General features: G+C 73.8%; 19 protein-coding genes. 11 read left to right on the top strand and 8 right to left on the bottom strand.

The window, feature by feature from the left end; all coding sequences use genetic code 11:
• Window positions 1-32: 32 nt before the first annotated feature.
• From ACQP2P_RS12490 to ACQP2P_RS12480, 3 genes are read left to right on the top strand one after another with little or no spacing between them, the layout of a single operon-like run.
• On the top strand, window positions 33-1,445 hold the full coding sequence (locus ACQP2P_RS12490) for an MFS transporter (protein ID WP_433615724.1): 1,413 nt from the start codon (window positions 33-35) through the stop codon (window positions 1,443-1,445).
• 20 nt (window positions 1,446-1,465) lie between these two features.
• Window positions 1,466-2,212: an MBL fold metallo-hydrolase gene (locus tag ACQP2P_RS12485; RefSeq protein ID WP_433615723.1), complete on the top strand. Its 747-nt coding sequence runs from the start codon at window positions 1,466-1,468 to the stop codon at window positions 2,210-2,212.
• On the top strand, window positions 2,209-2,811 hold the full coding sequence (locus ACQP2P_RS12480; RefSeq protein ID WP_433615721.1) for a DedA family protein: 603 nt from the start codon (window positions 2,209-2,211) through the stop codon (window positions 2,809-2,811). Before ACQP2P_RS12485 ends, ACQP2P_RS12480 begins: the two co-directional genes overlap by 4 nt.
• On the opposite strand, the gene ACQP2P_RS12475 is transcribed toward ACQP2P_RS12480, so the two are convergent.
• Both ACQP2P_RS12475 and ACQP2P_RS12470 read right to left on the bottom strand, forming a co-directional pair.
• The gene (locus tag ACQP2P_RS12475; RefSeq protein WP_433615719.1) at window positions 2,801-3,580 is read right to left on the bottom strand and encodes a class I SAM-dependent methyltransferase; all 780 of its coding nucleotides are present in this window, start codon (window positions 3,578-3,580) and stop codon (window positions 2,801-2,803) included. The two genes, ACQP2P_RS12480 and ACQP2P_RS12475, sit on opposite strands and share 11 nt — an antisense overlap.
• 8 nt (window positions 3,581-3,588) lie before the next feature.
• Window positions 3,589-5,646 carry an alkaline phosphatase family protein gene (locus ACQP2P_RS12470; protein ID WP_433615717.1) on the bottom strand — a complete coding sequence of 686 codons (2,058 nt, stop codon included), beginning with the start codon at window positions 5,644-5,646 and terminating at the stop codon, window positions 3,589-3,591.
• 124 nt (window positions 5,647-5,770) lie between these two features.
• Here ACQP2P_RS12470 and ACQP2P_RS12465 point away from each other — a divergent pair, with 124 nt between their 5' ends.
• The 7 genes from ACQP2P_RS12465 to ACQP2P_RS12435 all read left to right on the top strand — a co-directional run bounded on the left by ACQP2P_RS12465 (window position 5,771) and on the right by ACQP2P_RS12435 (window position 13,036).
• Entirely contained in the window at window positions 5,771-7,294 is a 1,524-nt protein-coding gene (locus ACQP2P_RS12465; RefSeq protein WP_433615715.1) for a CHAD domain-containing protein, read from the top strand.
• 95 nt (window positions 7,295-7,389) lie between these two features.
• Window positions 7,390-7,746, top strand: coding sequence for an effector-associated constant component EACC1 (locus ACQP2P_RS12460; protein ID WP_433615714.1), 357 nt, complete (start codon window positions 7,390-7,392; stop codon window positions 7,744-7,746).
• Window positions 7,747-7,759: 13 nt separating this feature from the next.
• Window positions 7,760-9,028, top strand: a complete 1,269-nt coding sequence (locus ACQP2P_RS12455) for a YqgE/AlgH family protein (RefSeq protein ID WP_433615713.1) — start codon at window positions 7,760-7,762, stop codon at window positions 9,026-9,028.
• A gap of 17 nt (window positions 9,029-9,045) precedes the next feature.
• Window positions 9,046-11,052, top strand: a complete 2,007-nt coding sequence (locus tag ACQP2P_RS12450) for an SIR2 family protein (protein ID WP_433615711.1) — start codon at window positions 9,046-9,048, stop codon at window positions 11,050-11,052.
• A gap of 138 nt (window positions 11,053-11,190) precedes the next feature.
• Window positions 11,191-11,532 carry a hypothetical protein gene (locus ACQP2P_RS12445; protein ID WP_433615710.1) on the top strand — a complete coding sequence of 114 codons (342 nt, stop codon included), beginning with the start codon at window positions 11,191-11,193 and terminating at the stop codon, window positions 11,530-11,532.
• A gap of 94 nt (window positions 11,533-11,626) precedes the next feature.
• Window positions 11,627-12,262, top strand: a complete 636-nt coding sequence (locus ACQP2P_RS12440) for a hypothetical protein (RefSeq protein WP_433615709.1) — start codon at window positions 11,627-11,629, stop codon at window positions 12,260-12,262.
• Between the two features lie 174 nt (window positions 12,263-12,436).
• Window positions 12,437-13,036 (top strand): HD domain-containing protein, encoded by a 600-nt coding sequence (locus tag ACQP2P_RS12435; protein ID WP_433615708.1) that lies wholly within the window; start codon window positions 12,437-12,439, stop codon window positions 13,034-13,036.
• A 76-nt stretch (window positions 13,037-13,112) separates the two neighbouring features.
• Here ACQP2P_RS12435 and ACQP2P_RS12430 read toward each other — a convergent pair whose 3' ends face one another.
• On the bottom strand, window positions 13,113-13,982 hold the full coding sequence (locus ACQP2P_RS12430; RefSeq protein ID WP_433615707.1) for a fructosamine kinase family protein: 870 nt from the start codon (window positions 13,980-13,982) through the stop codon (window positions 13,113-13,115).
• 164 nt (window positions 13,983-14,146) lie between these two features.
• Between ACQP2P_RS12430 and ACQP2P_RS12425 the strand changes: the two genes are divergently transcribed.
• Window positions 14,147-15,568, top strand: a complete 1,422-nt coding sequence (locus ACQP2P_RS12425) for an FAD-binding oxidoreductase (RefSeq protein WP_433615706.1) — start codon at window positions 14,147-14,149, stop codon at window positions 15,566-15,568.
• 251 nt (window positions 15,569-15,819) lie between these two features.
• On the opposite strand, the gene ACQP2P_RS12420 is transcribed toward ACQP2P_RS12425, so the two are convergent.
• Genes ACQP2P_RS12420 through ACQP2P_RS12400 form a run of 5 tightly spaced genes read right to left on the bottom strand, consistent with a single transcriptional unit; the run spans window position 15,820 to window position 19,905 of the window.
• Window positions 15,820-16,773: an ATP-binding cassette domain-containing protein gene (locus ACQP2P_RS12420; protein WP_433615705.1), complete on the bottom strand. Its 954-nt coding sequence runs from the start codon at window positions 16,771-16,773 to the stop codon at window positions 15,820-15,822.
• A gap of 28 nt (window positions 16,774-16,801) precedes the next feature.
• Entirely contained in the window at window positions 16,802-17,557 is a 756-nt protein-coding gene (locus ACQP2P_RS12415) for an ABC transporter permease (protein ID WP_433615704.1), read from the bottom strand.
• A 10-nt stretch (window positions 17,558-17,567) separates the two neighbouring features.
• Complete coding sequence (locus ACQP2P_RS12410) at window positions 17,568-18,722, bottom strand: glycosyltransferase (protein WP_433615703.1); 1,155 nt, start codon at window positions 18,720-18,722, stop codon at window positions 17,568-17,570.
• The gene (locus ACQP2P_RS12405) at window positions 18,719-18,997 is read right to left on the bottom strand and encodes a hypothetical protein (protein WP_433086204.1); all 279 of its coding nucleotides are present in this window, start codon (window positions 18,995-18,997) and stop codon (window positions 18,719-18,721) included. Before ACQP2P_RS12405 ends, ACQP2P_RS12410 begins: the two co-directional genes overlap by 4 nt.
• Before the next feature lie 2 nt (window positions 18,998-18,999).
• Complete coding sequence (locus ACQP2P_RS12400; RefSeq protein ID WP_433615702.1) at window positions 19,000-19,905, bottom strand: methyltransferase domain-containing protein; 906 nt, start codon at window positions 19,903-19,905, stop codon at window positions 19,000-19,002.
• Window positions 19,906-20,582 lie beyond the last annotated feature (677 nt).

The raw sequence follows: 20,582 nt of genomic DNA, 5'->3' as shown, positions 1-20,582 counted from the left end.
CAGGAACCGGCGCGGGCCGCACATTCGACGGCATGCCCAAATGGTCTGCCCTCGTCGCCGTCTCCATCGGCACGTTCATGCTGCTCGTCGACGTCACGATCGTGACGGTCGCGCTGCCCGCCGTCTCCCGCGACCTGGGGGTCACGATCGGCGGACTGCAGTGGGTCCTCGACGGGTACGCCCTCGCGCTCGCCGCCGTGCTGCTCGCCTCCGGGTCGCTGGCCGACCGGCACGGGCGCCGCCGCGTGTACCTCGGCGGCACCGTCGTCTTCGCGGCCGCCTCGCTGCTGTGCGCGGTCGCCCCGAACGCCGGCCTGCTCGTCGCCGCCCGGTTCCTGCAGGGCCTCGGCGGGGCCGCGATGCTCGCCACCACCGTCGCGATCCTCAGCGTCGCCTACACCGGCCGCGACCGCGGCGTGGCCTTCGGGGTCTGGGGCGCGGTCAACGGCGCCGCCGCCGCGGCCGGCCCGATCGCCGGCGGCCTGCTCACCGAGCACCTCGGCTGGCGCTGGATCTTCATCGTCAACCTGCCGGTGAGCCTCCTGGCCGTCTGGTTCACCCTGCGCGGCGTCACCGAGTCCCACGGCCGCTCCGGCACCGGCAACCGGCTCGACGTGGCCGGCATCGTCACCTTCACGCTCAGCGCCACCGCCGTCACGTTCGCCCTGATCCGGGGCGGGGACGCCGGCTGGACCGCGCCGAGCACCCTGGCCGCCCTCGCCGTCGCCGCCGTGGCCCTGGCCGCGTTCGTCGTCGTCGAGCGGCGCACCGAGCACCCGATGCTGGACCTGCGCCTGTTCGCCAAGCCGTCCTTCAGCGCCCTCATGGCGGCGTCGGTCCTGGCCCAGGCCTCCGCCTTCGCCTCCCTGCCGTTCACGACGGTCTGGCTGCAGCAGTTCATGGGCAAGGGCCCGGTCGACGCGGGGCTGCTCGGTGCCCTGCCGATGAGCGCCGCCTCGTTCCTCGTGGGGGCGTTCGGCGGCCGGTTCCTGCAGCGGGTGTCCCCGCGCTGGTCGATCGGCGCCGGCCTGCTGCTCATCGGCGCGGGCGCCCTGCTGCAGGCCCGGCTCACGCCCGCGTCCCCGGCGACCGCGCTCATCCCGGGCCTCGTCGTCGTCGGGCTCGGCGTCGCCGCGGTGCTGCCGACGATGGCCTCGGCCGCCCTCGCCGCCGTCCCGCCCGAGCGCAGCGGCATGGCCGGCGGCGCCGTCAACACGTTCCGCCAGCTCGGGTTCGCCCTCGGCGTGGCCGTGTTCGGCTCGATCTTCGCCCACCGGCTCGCGGGGCACCACGCGCCCACCGACGCGGTGAACCACGTGGTCGCCGTGGCCGGGTTCACCGGCCTGGCCGCCGCGGTGCTGGTGCTGCTCGTGGTGCGCACGGGCCGCCCGGCCCGGCCGGCCCCGCGGCCCGCGCCTGAGCCCGCCGTCAGCGAGGCCGTCTAGTCCGAGCACATAATGGCTGGATGGACGTCACCTGGTGGGGACACGCGACCGTGGCCATCCGAGAGCGCGGGGTCACGATCCTGACCGATCCGGTGCTGCGCGACCGGCTGGCGCACCTGCACCGCCGCCGGGGGCCGCGGCCGAGCCTGGACCGGGCCCCCGACGCGGTCGTCGTGTCCCACCTGCACGCCGACCACTGCGACCTGCCGTCGCTGCGGTCGCTGCCGGCCGCCACCCGGCTCATCGTGCCGCACGGGGCGGCGGCGTTCCTGCGCTCGCGGCTCGGCGAGCGGGACTTCGTCGAGCTGCGGGCCGGGCAGGAGACCAGGGTCGGCGACGTGACGGTGCGGGCGGTGCCGGCCTCGCACGACGGCGGGCGGACCCCGAAGTCGCGCATCCGGGCCGTGGCCCTGGGCTATGTCGTCACCGGGGACCGCTCGGCCTGGTTCGGCGGGGACACCGGGCTCTTCGACGAGATGAAGGAGATCGGTCCGGTGGACCTGGCGCTGGTACCGGTCTGGGGCTGGGGCTGGACCCTCGGGCCCGGGCACCTCGACCCGGCCCGGGCGGCAGAGGCGATGCGCCTGGTGGAGCCCGGCCAGGCGGTGCCGATCCACTGGGGCACGCTGTGGCCGATCGGCTGCGGCCGGGTGCGGCCGGACCGCTTCCACCGGCCGGGCGACGAGTTCGCCGCCCACACCCGCGAGACGGCCCCGCAGACCGGCGTGCGCGTGCTCGCGCCCGGCGAGAGCCTGACCGTTTCGTGATCACGTTCGGGGGGCTCATCGCCGCGGTGGCGATCATGTTCGGCATCGTGGCGGCCGGCTCGATCCTGCCCGTGCTGCCGACCGGCGCCGCGGTCAGCGCCACCGCGGTGCTCGCCGCCCACTACAGTCCCCTGGCCGTGCCCGCGGTGATCGCGGCGGGCGGGCTCGGGGCCTACGTGGGCGACGCCGTCACCTTCGCCATCTGCCGGGCCGGCGGCGAGGCGCTCACGCGGCGGCTGCGGCTGCTGCGCCAGCCGTGGCGGCTCGCCGAGACCGTGCGGGACCGGCTCCAGCGGCGGCCGGTGAGCGCGCTGCTGGTGTCCCGGCTGGTGCCCGGCGGACGGATCCCGGTGCTGCTCACAGCGGCGATCGTCGGGCTGTCGTGGCGTACCTTCGTCGTGTCCAACATCGCCGCCTGCGTGCTGTGGTCGGCCACCTACAGCGCGATCGGCCTGCTCAGCCGCAACGTCTTCGCGCAGCCGTGGCAGGGCGTCGTCTGCGCGATCGTGGTCGTGGTCGTGGCCGGGCAGGTCGCGAGCCGGCTGGAGAAGCGGCGGGCGCGCGGCGCCGAGGACTCGGCGGCGAAGGTCACGCCGTAGCCTCCACGTAGATCGTCTCGTCGTTGCGCAGCACCTGGTCGAGGTCGGCCACGTCCGGGACGGCACCCTCGCGGTAGGCGCGCACCGCGATCCCGTCCTCGGCGAAGCCCGCCGCGGTGAGCGCGTACGTGAGCTCCTCGAGGTCGTAGAGCCAGCGGTGGCCGTACACGTAGAACAGCTGGTTGAACATGAACGCCCCGCGCGCGGGCATCGCCGGCGCGACCCCGGTCAGGGCGCGGTTCATGCGCCGGCGGTGCTTGCCGAAGAAGCCGTCGTTGTTGACGTAGCTCTCCGCGTAGACCTTGAGATCCGGCGTGGTGACGCGCAGCAGGCCGCCGGGGCGCAGGATCCGCTTGACCTCGGTCAGCCAGGCGATGCCGGCCCGCAGGGTCACGTGCTCGATGAGGTGCTCGGCGTAGGCCCAGTCCACGGTGTCGTCGGCGACCGGCAGCCGGGCGGTGATGTCCATCTGCGTGAAGTACGCGGTGTCGTCCACGCGGTACACCTGGCCGGGCTCGGTCCGCGTGCCGTCGGCGGCGGTGAGCGGGACGAGGTCCGTGCCCAGCGCCCGCGGGTGGCTCGTCTTGAACGCCGCGAACTCGATGCCGGTCAGGCCGAGCTCGTCGAAGTGCGAGCGGTCGAGCACCTCGGCGGACAGCTGCGGCGCGAGCTTCTCGACACCCGCCAGGTCCTCGGTGAACGAGTCGACCGTGGTGGCCAGCTCCTGCGGGTCTTCCCAGTTCCAGGGGCGTAATGCGGCCTCAGACATGCGTTGATCTAAACACCTCGAACTCTGGCGGACAAGGGAAGATCCTGCTCGCCGGCGGGCGCCTCGGGCACCTCCTCGCGCAGGCCCAGCTCCTCGAGCCAGGCGACCAGCCGCTCGTGCACCGCGACCGGCCCGAGCAGCTCCCCGGCGGGCATCGGCCACTCGGCGGGGTGCACCAGGATCGCCTCGGTCTGCCAGCCGCCGATGCCGCCGTGCGAGCCGACGAGCTCCTCGAACGCGGCGACCTCGTCGGTGCCCGGGTCGACGCGGCTCACCACGACCAGGTCGCCGACGTGGGCCATGCCCTGATGCCGCAGCAGGTCGGCGGCGGCCGCCGGGCCGTAGGGCAGCAGCGGGTCGACGCCCTCGACCCGCCCGTCGCGCAGGTGGTGCCGGCCGGCCGGGCCGATCGCCACCGGGCCGTGCGCGGTCGCGGCGACGACGAGGCCGATGCCCGGGTGCTTGGCGAGCCCGTCGACCAGGCCGGGTCGCAGCTCCTCGATCGCGTCGAGCCCGGCGCGGCCGGGGACGGCGGTGAGGTACAGCATGGCGAGGTTCCCGGACGCGATCGTGATCACCTCGCCGAGCGGGCGGTGCGTGACGGGGCCGCACGAGCGGGTCTGGTGCGACACGCCCGCGAGCAGGGTGTTGGCCCGGCCCCAGTCCTCGTCGTCGGGTCCGGACGTGGCCGGCTCGCAGCCGTTGCCCGCCAGGTCGGCGACGAGCCGCTCGAGCGTCACGCCGTGGCGCTGGCTGAAGGTCGCGCCCTGGCTCTGCCCGTGGTCGGAGAGCACGACGATGCGGTAGTCGCGACCGGCGACCCGGGCGAGCTTGTGCAGCGTGCCGAGCACCCGGTCGAGCCCCTCCAGGGTCTGCAGGGCCTCCGGGCGCAGCGGCCCGGCGTGGTGCGCGACCTCGTCGTAGTCGACGAAGTCGCAGTAGATCACCGGGGCGCCCCGGCTCATCTGCTCGGCGATCAGCGAGACGTTGAGATCGCGCAGCAGCACGTTGGTGACCGCGCGCAGGGCCACGTAGGCGGCCGTGCGCGGCACCCGCGGGTACACGTTGCGAAACCGCTGCCGCCGGGCCTGCTGGATCTCCTTGAGCATCTCGCCCACGGAGAGCACCAGCGCCCGCGCGAAGCCGTAGGGGCTGGCCACGAAGGCCAGGTAGCCGCGCGCCGACCGGCCCGGCAGGGACGCGTTGCTGAACGTCAGCAGGCTCGTCGGGGCGTCGCCGGTGAACACGTTGCTGATGCTCACACCGCCGTCGGCGAGCAGGCCGCGGCCGGTGGAGATGCGGGCCTCGACGTCGGCGGCGTCGCGGGGCCGGTTGGTCACCACGAGCCGGGCGCCGTCCTTCTCGTACCACCGGAACGCCGGGATCTGCGCGAAGTCCCCGTGCAGGATCCCGGCCTGGCTCGCCGGGGTGGTCGCCGGCAGGCCGGTGTGCCAGGCTCGCATCGCGTGCGTGCCCGTGCGCAGCCACTGCCCGAGGTTGGGCAGGTTGCCGGCCTTCACCGCCCACGACAGCAGCGGCGCCGAGAGCCCGTCGAGCTGCACGATGAGCACGCCCGGCTCGGTCGCCGGGGTGCCCCGGTGCCGGCGGGCCATCTGCCGCAGCGCCTGGCCGAGGAAGACGTCCTCGCTGCCGGCGTCGGCGAGCCAGTTCACGAGCGCGGTGAGCACGGCGGCGAGCCACGAGGCGATCCAGGCGTCGGCGAACGAGCCGACGCTGACCCCCTTGGCCAGGTGCAGCGCGGTGAACATCACCACGGCCTGGATGATCACGCCGACGGCCAGCACCCCGACGCCGCCGACGAGCACCGCCACGCCCAGCAGGACCAGCCGCATGAGGGTGCCGATGACCGCGAGCAGCACGGTCAGCTCGACGAGGGCCACCGGGCCGCCGCTGGCCGTCACGCCGGGCAGCGCCCAGAACACGACGGCGAGCACGGCGAAGCTCGTCACGCCGGAGCGCAGCAGCGACTTGCCCCACGCGACGGTCAGGCGCCAGTCGCGCAGCAGCCGCAACGCGAAGCGAATCCGCTGAGCGACGACCCCCACGCAGCCAGATTACGGCCGCGCCGGTCGTTCCACGCTCGCCGGGGCACCGGCCGGGGCGCGGCGGGGGCCTCACATCGCACGTTCGTGTTCGCGACGTGCCGCGTTCGCTGCGACAATGGGTGACATGGCCGGAAAGCTGGAAATTGAACGTAAGTACGAGCTGCCGGATGCGTTCACCCTGCCCGACCTCACCGGAGTCGGCGGGGTCACCGCCGTGGGCGAGCCCGACGACCAGCGCCTCGACGCCGTGTACTACGACACCGCCGGGCTGCATCTGGCCCGGGGCCGGGTCACGCTGCGCAGGCGCACCGGCGGCAACGACGCCGGCTGGCATCTGAAGCGCCCCGCCGGCGGCGAGCGCAGCGAGCTGCAGCTGCCCGCGGACAACCGGCAGGAGTCCCCGCCGCGGGCCGTCACCGACCAGGTCCGCGCGCTCACGCGCGGGGCCGGCCTCGCCCCCGTCGCCCGCATCCGCACCCACCGCGTCGAGCGGGCGCTGAAGGCCGCCGACGGCAGCACCGTCGCCCTGCTCGCCGACGACCGGGTCAGCACCGAGTCGCTGCGCGACGGCGGCGGCGCCCGCGAATGGCACGAGCTGGAGATCGAGCTCGTCGACGGCGACCCCGAGGCCCTCGACCGCCTCGACGCCGCCCTGCGCCGGGCCGGCGCGCGCCCGGCGACCAGCCCGTCGAAGCTCGCCCAGGCCCTCGGCCCCGACTACCCCCAGCCGGCCGGCGTCCGCAAGGGCGGCTCCAGGTCCCGCCGGGCGCTCACCGCCTACCTCGCCGCCCAGCGCGACGCGCTCGTCGCGCAGGACCCGCACGTGCGCGAGGGCGACGCCGAGGCGGTGCACAAGATGCGCGTGGCCACCCGGCGCCTGCGCTCCACCCTGCGCTCGTTCGGCCCGCTGCTCACCGACGGCTCGCACGACCGGGCCGCGCTGGACCGGCTGCACGACGAGATCAAGTGGGTCACCGGCCTGCTCGGCGAGGTCCGCGACTGCGACGTGATGCGCGAGCGCCTGGCCGGGCTCGTGCACGCCGAGCCGCCGCAGCTCGTGCTCGGCCCGGTCGCGGCGCGCATCACGTCCCTGCTCGCCGCGCGGGCCGCCGAGGCCCGCCGGGCGCTCGTGGCCGGGCTGGACAGCCGGCGGTACACCGACCTGCTCGACGCGATCGACGCGCTGGTGCTGCGCAGCGTCCGGCCCGAGCGGGTGCCCCGCCGCCGGCTGCTGCGCCGCGCGCGCAAGGCCCTGCGCCGCGCCGACGCCCGCCTGGCCGCCGCGGACGCCGGCCCGGACACCGGCCTGGACACCGCGGCCGTCGACGAGCGGCGGCACGAGGCGCGCAAGGCCTACAAGCGAGCCCGCTACGCCGCCGAGCTCGTCGCCCCCGTCGCCGGCAAGGCCGCCACGCGCCTCGCCGGCCGGGTCACCGCCCTGCAGGACGCGCTCGGCGCGCACCAGGATGCCCTGGTGACCGGGGAACTGCTGCGGCAGTACGGCATCAGCGCGTACGCCGCCGGCGAGAACGCGTTCACCTACGGGCTGCTGCACGCGCGCGCCGACGAGCACGGCCGGCTCGCGCTGCGCGACGTGCCCAAGGCCCGCCGCAAGGTGCGCAAGGCGGCCGAGGCCCTGTTCGGGTGACGCCCCGGGCGAGCACCACGTCAGCACCGGGTGACAGGGGATGCGCGGGTTCGATAAGGTTCGAAGTCCGCATCCCTCTCACCCCGGGTTGACCAGTGCAGCTGCAGATCCACCTCGAGCCCCTCGGGGACGGCCCCACGCCCGACGTCGACGAGTTGCTCAACCTCCAGCGGTGGCTGGTCGGCGAGTCCGGCATCGTGCAGTCCGAGATCGGGCTGTCGACGGCCACGCGCCCCGGCGAGCTCTCCGGGGCCGTCGAGATCATCAGCCTGGTGCTCGGCACCGGGCTGTCGGTCGGGCAGCTGCTGCTCGCGGTGTCGGCCTGGCGCCGGACGCGGCCCCTGGCCCCCGCGGTCGTGCTCACCCGCACCGACCCCGACGGGCGGTCGGTGCGCATCGAGTCCTCCGACCCGTCGGCCGTCGCCGCCGCGGCGCGGGCGCTCGACGGCTGAGCCGGGCGGCACCGTGGCGGAACTGGCTGACCCGCGCGCGTCGCGGGCCGTGCTCGTCGGCGGGGCGCGGTACGCGGCGCTGCCCGAGGTACCGGCGATCACGAGGAATCTCAACGGGCTCGCCGGGGTGCTGCAGGACCCCGAGCTCTGGGGGCTGGCGCCCGAGCACTGCACGGTGCTGCACGACCCCGACGACGCCCGGGAGGTGTCCCGGGTGCTGCGCCGCGCGGCGGAGGAGACGGCCCCCGAGGGGATGCTGGTCGTCTACTTCGCCGGGCACGGGCTGGTCGACCCGATCGACGGCTCGCTCGTGCTGGGGCTGCGCGAGACCGATCCCGCCGTACCGTACGAGGCCGGTCTGCCCTTCGAGCTGATCCGCCGCGCGGTGGCCGGCAGCCGGGCCCGCCGCCGCCTGGTGATCCTGGACTGCTGCTACGCCGGGCGGGCCGCGGGGCACCTGGCCGCCGGGGAGTCCGGCAGCCAGGCGGTCGCGGACCAGGCCGGCACCGACGACACCTGCCTGCTCGTCTCGGCCCCGCGCAACCGCACCGCCCAGGCCCCGCCCGGCGAGCCGTACACCGCGTTCACCGGCGAGCTGCTGCGGGTGCTGCGCGGCGGCCTGCCCGACCGGCCCGCGGTGCTCGACGTGCGGACCGTCTGGCGCGAGGTGACCCTGCGGCTGCGCGAGCGCGGCTTCGAGCTGCCGGAGCTGCGCTCGGCCGGCGACGAGCTCGCGCTGGTGCACAACGCGGCCCGCCACCACCGCGACCTCGTCGGGCGGATCGTGGTCGCCACCGCCGCCGTCGAGGACCGTGACCTGCGCCAGGCCGCGGTACTGATCCTGCGCCACGACCGGGGGCGCGGCGCCGTCGGCGTGCGGATCAACCGGCCCACCACCGACCCGCTGCCGGCCGACATCCCGCCGGGCTGGCGGCGGCTGCTGACCACGCCGGCGGTGCTCTTCGACGCGGGGCCGCTGAGCCGGTACGAGGGGTTCATCGCGGTCGCCCGGCTGCGGCCCGACGTCGAGCCGCCGCTGCGGTGGCGGCCGGTGAAGGACCGGCTCGGCGTGATCGCCCTGTCCGCCGACCCGCAGCCGCTCGCGCCGGTGATCGCCGGGCTGCGGCTGTTCTCCGGCTACCTCGGCTGGGGCCCCGACCAGCTGGAGGCCGACATCGACGGGGGCCTGCTGCTGCTCAGCGACGCCGACGTGCGCGAGGCGCTGTCGAGCCGGCCGCGGGACCTGTGGACGACCCTGCACGCCCGGGCCGCGGGCGAGTAGAGCCCGGGAGACGAAGCATGGAACTGAGGCTGATCGACGAGATCGTGTCCGCGATCCGCCACGGCGGGACGGTGACGCTCATCCTCGGCGCGGGGATGACGATGCCGGTCGTGCCCGGGCTCGGCGACCTCGTCGAGCTGGCGGACCGGTACGCGGCCGGGCTCGGCGACGACGGCGAGCTCACGCAGGCGCTGCGGCAGGCGCGCGAGGGGCTGGACCCGCACGCCCTGCCGATCGAGCTCTACCTCGCGTACCGCCGCGTCTTCACCGCCCGCCGCTCCCCCGGCGAGTTCGACGTCGTCGCCCAGCAGGCCGTGCTCGCGGGCTACCGGGCGCCCGATCTCAACTCCTCGCCGCTGGCCACGCACGGCATCTGGCAGCGCGTCGACCTGCGCCTCGGCGAGCGGGTCGAGAACAGCCTGGACTGGTGGGAGCTGCCGGCCGGGGTCCGGGCGGTCGGGCGGCTGCTGGCCGGGCGGCCCGACGAGTTCGGCAACAGCATCCTCACCACGAACTTCGACCCGCTCTTCGAGGTCGCGGTCCGCCAGACGGGCCGGCAGGCGCTCAGCGTCCCGGTCGCGCCCGACGGCCGGCCGGACCGCCGCCCCGAGGGCGAGGGCGCCGTGCAGGTGTTCCACCTCAACGGCTTCTGGCGGCCGGTCAGCGAGGAGACGCGCTCGCCGCTGCTGCACGACCCGGCGCCGGACGCCACCGCGTCACAGGCCCACTCGCGGGCCCTCGCGGAGCTGGTCACGGGCGATGTCGTGCTCGTCGTGGGGTACAGCGGCTGGGACGACGTCGTCACCGGCGCCCTGCGGGCCGTGGCGGCGTCGCGGCCGGTCCGGGTGCTGTGGGCGCTGCACGACGCGGCTCCGCTGCTGCTGCCCGACCGCCTCGCCGGGCTGGTCGAGTTCTTCACCGACATCCACGGCGACGACCTGTTCACCGGCCTGGCGGACCGGCTCGAGGTGCCCCCGGCCGGTCCCCGCGCCGACCCCCGCCGCCGGGTGCGCCACCTCGAGTGGGAGCGCGAGCTGTTCTCGCAGCCCGGCAACACCGTCCCGGAAGCCGTACTGCCCCTGCTGCGCCAGCTCGAACGGCGCTACGGCTGGGGCGTGGACTGGGCGGCCGAGCCGCAGCGCCCCAGGCTGCTCTTCTGGCCGGTCCGGCTGCGGGCCCGGGCGTCGCTCATCAACGCCGTGCAGGCGCTGACCGCCGCGGCGCTGAGCGCCCGCGGGGTGCGCGTGGTCGTGTGCCTCGACGACTTCGGCGTCACCGGCCGGGAGGCGCTCAGCGCCGAGTTCTCCGCCGACCTCACCCGCTGGATGCGCCGCGTCGACCCGGACGCGGCCCCGGAGGTGGCGTCGCTGCAGGACTACGTGGCCACGGCGGCCGTGTCGCTGGAGCGCCCGACGGACCCGTGGTCGGTGGCCCGGATCTTCTACGGCGAGCGCAACCCGTCGCTCTACAGCGTGCTGGCCGCCATCAAGGTCGTGCCGCACCTGGCCCTGCACGACCTGGAGCGCAACGCCGGGGCGATCGTGCAGACGCTGCTGAGCAAGGACGCGAACCGTCTGCTGACGCCGCTGACCACCTGGTCCTACCTGCACCACCTGCTGGAGACCGAGCCGGCGGCGGAGGTGATGGCGTATGCGGGCTCGGACGAGCGCCTGCTGTGGGAGCAGTTCCGCGAGCACTTCGGCCTCGGCGGGACGCTGCTCTACAACCCCTACATCAAGCACCTGACGAACGAGTCGCGCATGGTCCGGTGGGCGTCGCCGGAGGAGCTGCGCGCGTACCTGTCCTCGACGCGGGGGTTGCCGGGGTGGGGCTCGGAGGGCGGGTACGTGCACTGGCTCGTGCAGAACGCGTTCCTCCTGCCGCGGTATCTGACCGGGGCGTCGTTCCCGGAGGCGGGGGGCTACCACCTCGACTCCTGGTCGGCGTTCGCGGCGGCCTTGGACGCCGGGGTGCCGGTGCTGGACCTGCTCGCCGCGGACGTGTCCTCCTTCTATCTCGGGTAGCCCTCCTGGCCTCTGCCGGGCGCTTCGCTGCCGATATGTCGGGCGCTTCGCGCCGCGACATATCGGATTTTTCGTACATGTCCGGTTATTGCGTTCGTAGGGTCGCTGACCTCGCGTTGTGCGGGTAGCGTTTGTGGCATGACGGTGGGGGTCCTGTCGGCGAGCGGGATTGATCGCTGCGTGTCGTTACTGGGCGAAGAACTGACGGCGTACATCGCGGGCGCCGCCACGGTGAGCGAGTTCCACCGGTGGCGGGGCGACCGGCGGCGCTGGTCGGAGTTCGGCGCGCGCATCCAGGGCGCGGTCGAGGTGGCCGACGCCTTCGCGCGGGCCAACCGGCTCGGCGCGGCGGCGGGCTGGCTGCGCGAGGTGGGCGCCGCGGGCATCGCGGGCCGCTCCCCGGCGAGACTGCTGCGCGAGGCGACGGGCGACACCCTCAAGCGCGTGATCGACGCGGCCGAACGGTTCACGAAGCGCTAGCCCTTCGAGGTTGGAAACCGGGCCGGTGCACGTTCGCGCGTCCGATCTGTGCCACGCTTCAGCTATCAGCTTCACCGCGACCTAAGGACGCGCCGTGGGTGACACGTTGCTCCTCCCGCGCCTCGACGTGGGCGAGCTCCTGCAGCGGCTGACCGCCGAGGTCCGGGCCGGCCGGGAGCCCGCCGGGCGCCCCTACCGCCACGTCAACGGCTTCACGAAGATCGTCGCCGCCGAGTACCCCGACGGCAGCCGCCTCACCCTGCACTACTGGCCCGCCGACCCGGCCGAGCGCGAGCACGTGTCCCGCCCGCACGACCATCGCTTCCCCTTCCGCTCGATCCTGCTGGGCGGCCGCCAGCACTTCATCGAGCTGGCCGAGACGCGGTCGGCGCCCTCGTGGCGCCGCTTCACCTACCGGCCCTACCTCGGCGGCCGGATCGCCTACGTCTCCCGCACCGGCGATGTCGGCCTGGAGCCCTTCCGGACCGTGGAGCGCGCTCCCCTGCGGGGCCAGTACTCGACGACGGCGACGATCGTGCACCAGGCCGTGACGGACCGTACGCAGGCCTGCGCGACGCTGGTGCTGCGCGGTCCCCGGGAGAAGCGGGAGTCCCATGTGTACTACCGGCAGGACGAGCCGCCCCCTCGGGGTGGCGTGCAGCTGGGCCGCCGCCTGAGCCGGGCCGAGGTGGTGCGCCAGCTCGAGGACATAGCCGCCATGCTCTCCTGACCGCCGCTGCTGGTCTCTACGCCACGACCCTGTTACCGGTGGTGACCAAGTGGTGATCGAATACGAGATCGATTAGGACGCGTCGGCTAAACTCAGCCTGAAAAATGGGAGCCGCCGCGCGGGGGTGGTGCACCGCGCGATCGATTCCTCCTCTCGCCCCGAGGGGGCACCGGGTTGCTGTCACCGAGGTTCGAGGAGGCACTCACCTACGCCGCACGCCGCCACGGTTCCCAGGTGCGGCACAACACCGGCACCCCCTACGTCTCACACCTGCTCGCCACGTGCGCGATCGTGCTGGAGGAGGGCGGCGGCGAGACGGCCGCGATCGGCGCCCTCCTGCACGACGTGCTCGAGGACCAGCCCACGGGCCGCGGCGCGCTGCGGGCGGCGTTCGGCGACGAGGTGTACCGCATCGTGCACGACTGCACCGACGCCGACGCCGACGAGCGGCGCGCCCTCACCTGGCGGGAGCGCAAGCGCGAGCACCTCGGCCGCATGAGCTCGGAGGCCGGGGCCGAGTCGCTGCTCGTCATCGCGGCCGACAAGGTGTGCAGCCTGCAGTCCCTTGTGGACGATCTGCACCGGTTCGGGCCGGCGCTGTTCGAGCGGAGCGCCCGCACGGCCGGGGAGCTGCTGTGGAACTACCGCGAGGTGCTCGGCGTGCTCGAACGCAAGCTCGGCGACCGGCCCGTGGTGACTCGGCTGCGGCGGCTGGTGGGCGAGTTCGCGGCGGCCACCGGGGATCCGCAACCACCGGCCGCGACCGCCCCGTGACCGCCCCGTGACCGGCGGCCGGACCCGCCGTGTCGTCCCCCGATCGGGTCGGGCCACACCGGCCGGGCTCGGGCGGTCACCGGTCGCGGAACGGCGCCAGCAGCCCGCGGACCGCGTCCGTCGAGCCCCAGTCGTCGTCGAACATGGCGACGAGCGCGAGCATCTGACGCAGGTGCAGCAGTGGCATGCGCTCCCGCCAGCCGCCGTCGAGGCCGGTGACGTCCGCGTAGACGGCGAACAAGCGCTCGGCGGCCGGTGGGTGCGGCGAGCACCACAGGTGGCTCAGGTCCACCTCCGCCCAGGTCCATGACACGGCGGGGTCGACAACCGCAGGCAACCCGTCCTCGGTGGTCATGATGTTCTGCGCCCAGAAGTCGCCGTGCGTGAGGCTCGCCGGGCGCTCGGGCAGGAGTTCGGGCAGCCGATCGCACAGCCGCTCGAGCGCCCGGCGGTCGGGCCCGCCGAGCTTGCCGCGAAGCCTCGGGTTCGGCAGCCACCGCAGCAGCCGGTGGCGCGCGAAGAAGATGTGGCCGTCGTCCTCCCAGGTGTTGACCTGCCGATGGGTGCCCAGCCAGCCATCGCGATGCCAGCCGAAGCGCGGCGACGTCACCGCGTGCAGACGGGCCAGGTCGTGCGCGAGCCGCTCCCATGCCCCTGCCTCGTCGCGCCGCGGCAGCAGGCGGCTGAGCACCAGCACGCCGCGACCGACAGCCAGGACGTCCGGGGTGGCCAGTCCGGCCGCGCGCAGGGCCGCGAGCCCTTCGGCCTCGACTTCGAAGACGTCCTCGCCCGGCGGCTCGGCCAGCGTCTTGGCGAAGACCTCCCGCCCGGACCGGAGGCGTACGAGGGCCGCCTCGGCCGCGAACCCGCCCGCGGCGCGCTCGACGGTGCGGACCTCGCCGAGGCCGGCGCCGGCCACCTGGTCGCGCACGAGGTCGATCGACATGCCTGACACGGTACGCGGCTGGCGGCGGGCTGGGCGGGCGCACGACATTGGGGGGATATTTCGGTGATTGTTGGGCTTCGCGGGGATGTCGGGAACGGGGAGCGCCGTCACCGAAGTGATCGAGAACGGTGGACGAAGCGTGGCTGCGGTGACAAGATCGGCCGGTGCGGTTGGACCTGACCCCCCTGGCGAACTTCCACGGCGAGCTCATCACCCCCTACGACCCCGCGTACGAGGGCGCCCGAGTGCTCTTCAACACCCGCGTGCGCACCCGGCCGGCGCTCATCGCGCGCTGCACCAGCGCCGAGGACGTCGGCGCGGCCATCAGGTACGCGCGCGAGCAGAAGCTGCCGCTCGCCGTCCGCGGCGGCGGGCACCACGCCGCCGGGTTGTCCCTTGTGGAGGGTGGCGTCGTCGTCGACGTCGGCGGGATGGGGCAGATCGAGTTCGACGCCGCGGCCCGGACCGTCAAGGTCGGGCCGGGCGTCGGGTGGCGTGAGATCGACCGGGTCACCTACGCGGGCTACAGCGAGACCGGCGAGGACGGCCTCGAGTACGGGCTCGCCGGGCCCGGCGGCGAGTGCCCCACGGTCAGCAACGCCGGCTACAGCCTCGGCGGCGGGTACGGGCCGCTCGGCCGCACGTACGGGCTCGGCTGCGACCACCTCGTGGAGGTCGAGCTCGTCAACGCCGACGGCGAGCGGCTGACCGTGAACGAGCACGAGCACGCCGACCTGTTCTGGGCGTTGCGAGGCGCCGGCGGGGCCGGGTTCGGGGTCGTGACGAGCCTGACGTACCGGCTCAACCCGCTGCCCAAGACCGTCGTCGGCGGCATGATCGCGTGGCCGTTCGAGCGGGCCAGGGACGTCTTCGCCGCCTACCGCGACCTCTACAAGGACCGCGCCGACGACCGGCTCGCGCTCTGCCTGCTGCTCACCACCGAGCCGTACCCGGACGGCGAGCCCGTCGTCGGGCTGTACGGCATGTACGTCGGGCCGCCCGCCGAGGCCGAGGCCGCGTTCGCCCCCGTGCGCGCGCTCGGGGAGCCGCTGTTCAGCTCGATCGGCGAGACCGGCTACCTCGACATGATGACGGTCATGGGCGAGGAGATCGTGTACGGCCTGCAGTCGAAGTGGCTCGGCGGGTACTTCCGGGAGGACGGCTTCGACGAGGACGCCTTCGACGTGCTGGTCGAGGGGTTCCGGCGCGCGCCGTCCGGGTTCTCCATGGTGCGGTTCGACCTGCTCGCGGGTGGTGCGATCGCCCGGGTCCCGGCCGACGCGACCGCGTTCGTGCACCGTGGCGCCCTGCACTATGTCTCGGTGATCGCGCAGTGGCCCGGTGACGAGGAGACGGACGCGAACGTCGCGTGGATCGACGACTTCCACGAGGCGCTGCGGCCGCACCTGACGGGCGAGGTGTACCAGAACTACGCCGACCGGGATCTGCGGGACTGGCCGGCGGCGTACTACGGCGCCAACTACCCGCGCCTGCAGGCGGTCAAGGCGGCGTACGACCCGCAGGACGTCTTCCACCACCCCCAGTCGATCCGGCTGTCCACTGTGGACTCCGGACACGACAGTTAACTGAAAAAGCTTTGGTTGACACCGTCCCGGCGGCGGGACGATGCTCGAAGGGAACGGCCCGGCAGCCGGGCGCGTGAGGCCTCGAGCCGAGCGCGGTTCGGACCGGCCGCCGGCCGGAAAGCCGCATCACCACCGGATCGCCGCGCTCCCTCGAGCGGCGGACCTCGCCGTGTTCGGACACGGATGACGGGCGGCCCCAGCGCGGGCCGCCCGTCTGCGTGTCCGGCGAGCACGTCCTGGCCGGTCGCGGCTCAGTCGCGCAGCGAGCGGCCGGTCTTGGTGAGGAACACGTCGTCGAGGGTCGGGCGGTGCAGCTCGATCGTGGCCAGCGAGACCCCGCCACCCTCGAGCGCCCGCATGATCTGCGGGATCGCCGTGTCGCCGGACTCGACGGTCAGCCGCAGCTCGCCGTCGTCGCGGACCTCCACGTCCCGGGCGAACGCCTGGGCCTTGAGCAGCGCCGCCGCCTCCTCGACGGCGTCGCCGACGCCGACGGTCACCACGTCGCCGGAGATCTCCCGCTTGAGCGCGTCCGGCGTGCCCTCGGCCACGACCTCGCCGTGGTCGATGATGGCGATGCGGTCGCAGAGGGCGTCGGCCTCGTCGAGGTAGTGCGTGGTGATGAAGACCGTCATGCCCTCCTCGCGCAGGCGGCGCACCTCGTCCCACATGTGGGCGCGGCTCTGCGGGTCGAGGCCGGTGGTCGGCTCGTCGAGGAAGAGCACCTGCGGGCGGTGGATGACGCCGAGCGCGATGTCGAGCCGGCGGCGCTGGCCGCCCGAGTAGGTCCCGCACTTGCGGTCGGCGAAGTCGGTCAGCTCGAAGGACTCGATGACCTCGGCGGCGCGCGTGACGGCGGTGGCGCGGCTCATGCCGTACATCCGCGCCTGCAGGATCAGCTCCTCCCGCGCGGTGACGTCGTCGGAGGTGCTGCCGCCCTGCGCCACGAAGCCGATCGCACGGCGGACGGCGGCCTGCTCGGTGCGCAGGTTCGCGCCGGCGATGGTGGCCTCGCCGTCGTCGAGCGGCAGGAGCGTGGCCAGCACCCGCAGGGTCGTGGTCTTGCCGGCGCCGTTCGGGCCGAGGAAGCCGAAGATCTCGCCCTCGGCGACGTCGAGGTCGATCCCCTTGACCGCCTCGACCTCGGTGGTCTGGCGCTTCGCCCTGGTCTTGTAGGACTTCTTGAGCCCCTTGGTCTTGATCATGACAATCTCCCGAGAGAACCGAGGCGGGCTACTTGACCGAGCGCGCGAAGAGGCTCGACGACCACACGATGGCGACGACGACGACCGCGCCGCAGAAGACGATGGAGCCCCAGACGTGCACGTCGCCGGGGTAGCCCGCGTAGAGCTTGCGCATCCCGGTGACGGCCCAGTTGAACGGGTTGTAGTCGGCGACCGTCCTGAGCCACAGCGGCGCGAGCGTCAGCGGCAGCAGCGTGCCGGACAGCAGCATCAGCGGCTGGGCGACGTTGTTGATGACCTGGCCGAGCACGTTGGCGTTGTTCACCTTGATGGCGATGCCGTAGGAGATCGCGGCGGCCGCGAGGCTGATCAGGGCCAGGATCGCGTAGCCGAGCAGGATGTGGCCGACGTTGAGGATGAGCCCGAACGGCAGCGACAGCACGGTGATGATGACCGCCTGGACGAGGACCGTCACCACGTCGCGCAGGGCGCGGCCGAGCAGCAGCGCGACCCGGCTGACGGAGGTCACCCGGGCCCGCTCGATGCTGCCGTTGGCGAGGTCGCCGAGCAGCCCGAAGCCGACGTAGAGGCCGCCGCCGATGGCCAGCGCGACCAGCATGCCGGGCACGTAGACGCGGTAGGCGTCGAGCATCGTGGGGGCGTCCAGGGCCGGCTTGAGCAGCGGGGCGAACAGGATGAGGTACACCACCGGCTGCGCGATGCCGAGGACGACCCACAGCGGGGAGCGGAGCATGAGCAGCATGTTGCGCTGGAGGATGAGCCAGGTGTCGCGCAGTACTTTCACGGGGATCGCCTCAATCGTTGTGGTGTGCCGGAGCCAGTGCCTGCAGGATGTCGGCCGCCGCCTCGGCTCCCCCGCCGGCGAGCAGCCGGTCGCCCTCCGCCCGCGCGGCCGCGGCGAAGGCCGGGTCGTCGAGCAGCCGCAGCAGGTGCCCGCGCAGCGCCTCGGGCCGGATGTGGTCGAAGGAGACCCGCACGCCGGCGCCGGCCGCCTGCACCGCCTCGGCGTTGAGCGCCTGATCGCCCTTGATCGGCGCGATGACGAGCGGGACGCCGTGCACCAGCGCCTCGCAGACCGTGTTGAGGCCGCCGTGGGCGACGACGGCGTGCAGGTGCGGCAGGAGGTCGAGCACCGGCACGCGGCGGCGGACGAGCACGTGGCCGGGGGGCCCGTCGAGGGTGCCGTCGGGGGCGACCACGATGGCCTGGAGCCGGTCGCCGAGCGGCGCGAGGGCCTCGGCGACGCGGCGGTAGAAGTCCTTGGCCAGGTCCATCGACAGGGTGCCCATGGTGACGAGCACGTGCCTGCGCCCGGGGTCGAGCCAGTCGAACGGGAAGCCGGGGTCCGGCGCGCGTCCGGCCAGGGCCGGGCCGACGAGCCGCACCCCGGCGACCGGCTCCCCGGCCAGGGCGCCCGCGGTGAAGGCGATCGTGCCGTGCGGCGAGAAGCGCAGGTCGTGCGGTGGTTCGCCGGGCCGCCCGGCGGCGGTCCAGGCCGCGGCGAGCTGCCCGAGGATCCACTCCTCGACCCGGGGCAGGCCGCGGCGGAAGGGCCGGGTCAGCTCCATGGTGGTCGGTGCGACGCAGACCCAGGGCAGGCCGTGCGCGTGCGCGGCGACGGCCCCGGCGATCGCGTGCTGGTCGACGACGAGCAGGTCCGGCCGGAACGCCTCGATCGCCGCGTCGACGCCCTTCCGGGTGCTCTTCGCGTGCGGGACGATGTAGCCCTCCCAGCGCGAGCGGGTCGCGTCGAGGCCGCGCTCGGCCTGGCCGCGGTGGGCGCGCAGCGGGATCGGGTGGATGTGCGCGGCCTCGCCGAGCAGCGGCCGCAGGAACGACTCCGAGCCGGCCCACAGCACCTCGTGGCCGCGCCGGGTCAGCACGGCCGCGACCGCCGCCATCGGGTTGACGTGCCCGGTCAGGGGCAGGGACAGGAACAGGAGCTTCATGTCGTACCGCGGGTGCTGTCCACATAGGACGCGACGTCGGCGACGCTCAGGCGCAGCAGCGCGTCGAGGTCGAGCCCGGCGACGAACCCGGCCAGGTCGACGGCCGGCCCGAACCGGGCCGCGAGGCCGTGCCCGAGCGCGGCCAGCTCGAGGCTGTCCAGGAACAGGTCCCCGTCGAGCCGCGTCGCGGGGCCGATCGCGGCCGCCCACGCGGCGTCCTCCCCGGTGACCTCCCGCAGCAGGTGCGTGACCGCGAGCTGCGTCGGCGTGGACACGGTCAGTCCCCGGCCGGCTTCGTCGCCCGCACGGCGCCGTAGGTCATCGCGCCGGTGCTGAAGCCCTTGAGCATCAGCGGGCCGGCGTAGAAGAAGCCGAGCACGTCCACGCCCCGGTCGCGGGCCAGGTCGCGCATCATCGCCCGGCCGTTGCCCAGCTCCCGCACCTGGGCGAAGGCCGGCTCCCAGGAGTTGGCGACGTTCGCGCTCCAGTCCACACTGGACACGCCGGTGAACCCGGCCGCGGTGGCGAGCCGCTCGTGCTCCTGCAGCGACGAGAAGCTCGGCATCACCTGGTGACGCAGGATCTGCTCGACGACGCGGTGCTCCTCGGCGTCGAGCTCCCCGTCGCGCACCGACCAGGTGGCGATGGCGAGGATCCCGCCCGGGCGCAGCAGCCGCATCGCCTCGGCGAAGAAGGCCACGCGGTCGGCGATGTGCATGAGGCTCTCCACGGCCCACAGCGCGTCGAAGGACGCGTCCGGGAAGCCGTTGTCGAGCGCGTCGCGCTGGTGGAAGCGGGCCCGGTCGCCGAGCCCGGCGGCGGCCGCCTTCTCGTTGGCCCGGGCGGCCTGCGCGGCGCTGAGCGTCACGCCCTCGACCGTGCAGCCGTGCGGGCCGGCGAGGTACAGCGCCGGGCCGCCGATGCCGCAGCCCACGTCGAGCACCCGGGCGCCGGCCGGGATGCCGGCGTAGGCCACCAGCTCGCGCACCAGCCGGTCGGTGGCGGCGTGGCGCTCGTCGTCGCTGCCGGGACGCTCGCCCGCGTCCCAGAAGCCGTGGTGCACGTGCTCGCCCCACAGGTCCTCGTACAGGTCGAGGGTGGTGTCGTAATAGCGCTCGACCGCGGCGTTGAGCCCCGGTCCGGCGGGCGCGGACGGGTATGCGGAACCGGTATCGGCTTTCACAGTCGCAATTCTCCGAAATACTGTACCGGGAAAGTACGCGCTGAACCCCAATGGTGGGCGAGCCCGGCCATTGTATGAACGCCGCGATGGCGCTTGTCAATGATCAGGAGTTTGCCGTGGAACTTCCACAAAGGCACGTATGCGGTCCGCCGAGATACCTGCCCAGGCCATATATCCGCAACGGCCGGAATGAACGCGCGTTCGGGTCCGCATGCAATGGTGAAACACCTCGGCTCGACCCGAAGCGGACGCACATGGGGGCGATTGTCCGAATATCCGACCGGCACAGGTGACGGGCACCCGCACTGACCAGCACCGTTGCAAGAATGCCGATCGTAACGATCCAAACGAGTTTTCCCGGGAGGTGGTGTGACAGATCGGACATCCCCGTCACATGCTCAGGCTGCCCACTCTTGTCAAACGACTTCGATTGCGTAAGGTCTATCCCCAGTCGAGGTGCCCATTCATTGCGCAATGCGGCGGGCACCTGCGTTCGGACAACGACGACGGACGTCAGGCGCCACTTTCCCTCGATCTCTTCGCAGTGTGTTCATCCCGGGATGCGCACGCTGATCGGCGGCCAATGCGGGCCGGCCCGGTCAGCGGCTCAACCCTGCGCGCGGTGTGCCCGAGCGGCCCCGGCGCACCGCTGCGCCGGCATGTCCGGCGCCGTGGTG

It is taken from the genome of Dactylosporangium sp. CA-139114, from assembly GCF_050955725.1.
In the GTDB taxonomy this organism is placed as follows: domain Bacteria; phylum Actinomycetota; class Actinomycetes; order Mycobacteriales; family Micromonosporaceae; genus Dactylosporangium.
The sequence above is the reverse complement of the archived record's forward strand: the minus strand, read 5'-3'. Positions and strand labels throughout refer to the sequence as shown.

Coding starts and splice junctions, on each gene's coding strand:
- ACQP2P_RS12465 (WP_433615715.1), top strand. CDS start 5,771: ATGGCCGGAAAGCTGGAAATTGAACGTAAGTACGAGCTGCCGGATGCG.
- ACQP2P_RS12490 (WP_433615724.1), top strand. CDS start 33: ATGCCCAAATGGTCTGCCCTCGTCGCCGTCTCCATCGGCACGTTCATG.
- ACQP2P_RS12410 (WP_433615703.1), bottom strand. CDS start 18,722: ATGAAGCTCCTGTTCCTGTCCCTGCCCCTGACCGGGCACGTCAACCCG.
- ACQP2P_RS12450 (WP_433615711.1), top strand. CDS start 9,046: ATGGAACTGAGGCTGATCGACGAGATCGTGTCCGCGATCCGCCACGGC.
- ACQP2P_RS12430 (WP_433615707.1), bottom strand. CDS start 13,982: ATGTCGATCGACCTCGTGCGCGACCAGGTGGCCGGCGCCGGCCTCGGC.
- ACQP2P_RS12445 (WP_433615710.1), top strand. CDS start 11,191: ATGACGGTGGGGGTCCTGTCGGCGAGCGGGATTGATCGCTGCGTGTCG.
- ACQP2P_RS12475 (WP_433615719.1), bottom strand. CDS start 3,580: ATGTCTGAGGCCGCATTACGCCCCTGGAACTGGGAAGACCCGCAGGAG.
- ACQP2P_RS12420 (WP_433615705.1), bottom strand. CDS start 16,773: ATGATCAAGACCAAGGGGCTCAAGAAGTCCTACAAGACCAGGGCGAAG.
- ACQP2P_RS12485 (WP_433615723.1), top strand. CDS start 1,466: ATGGACGTCACCTGGTGGGGACACGCGACCGTGGCCATCCGAGAGCGC.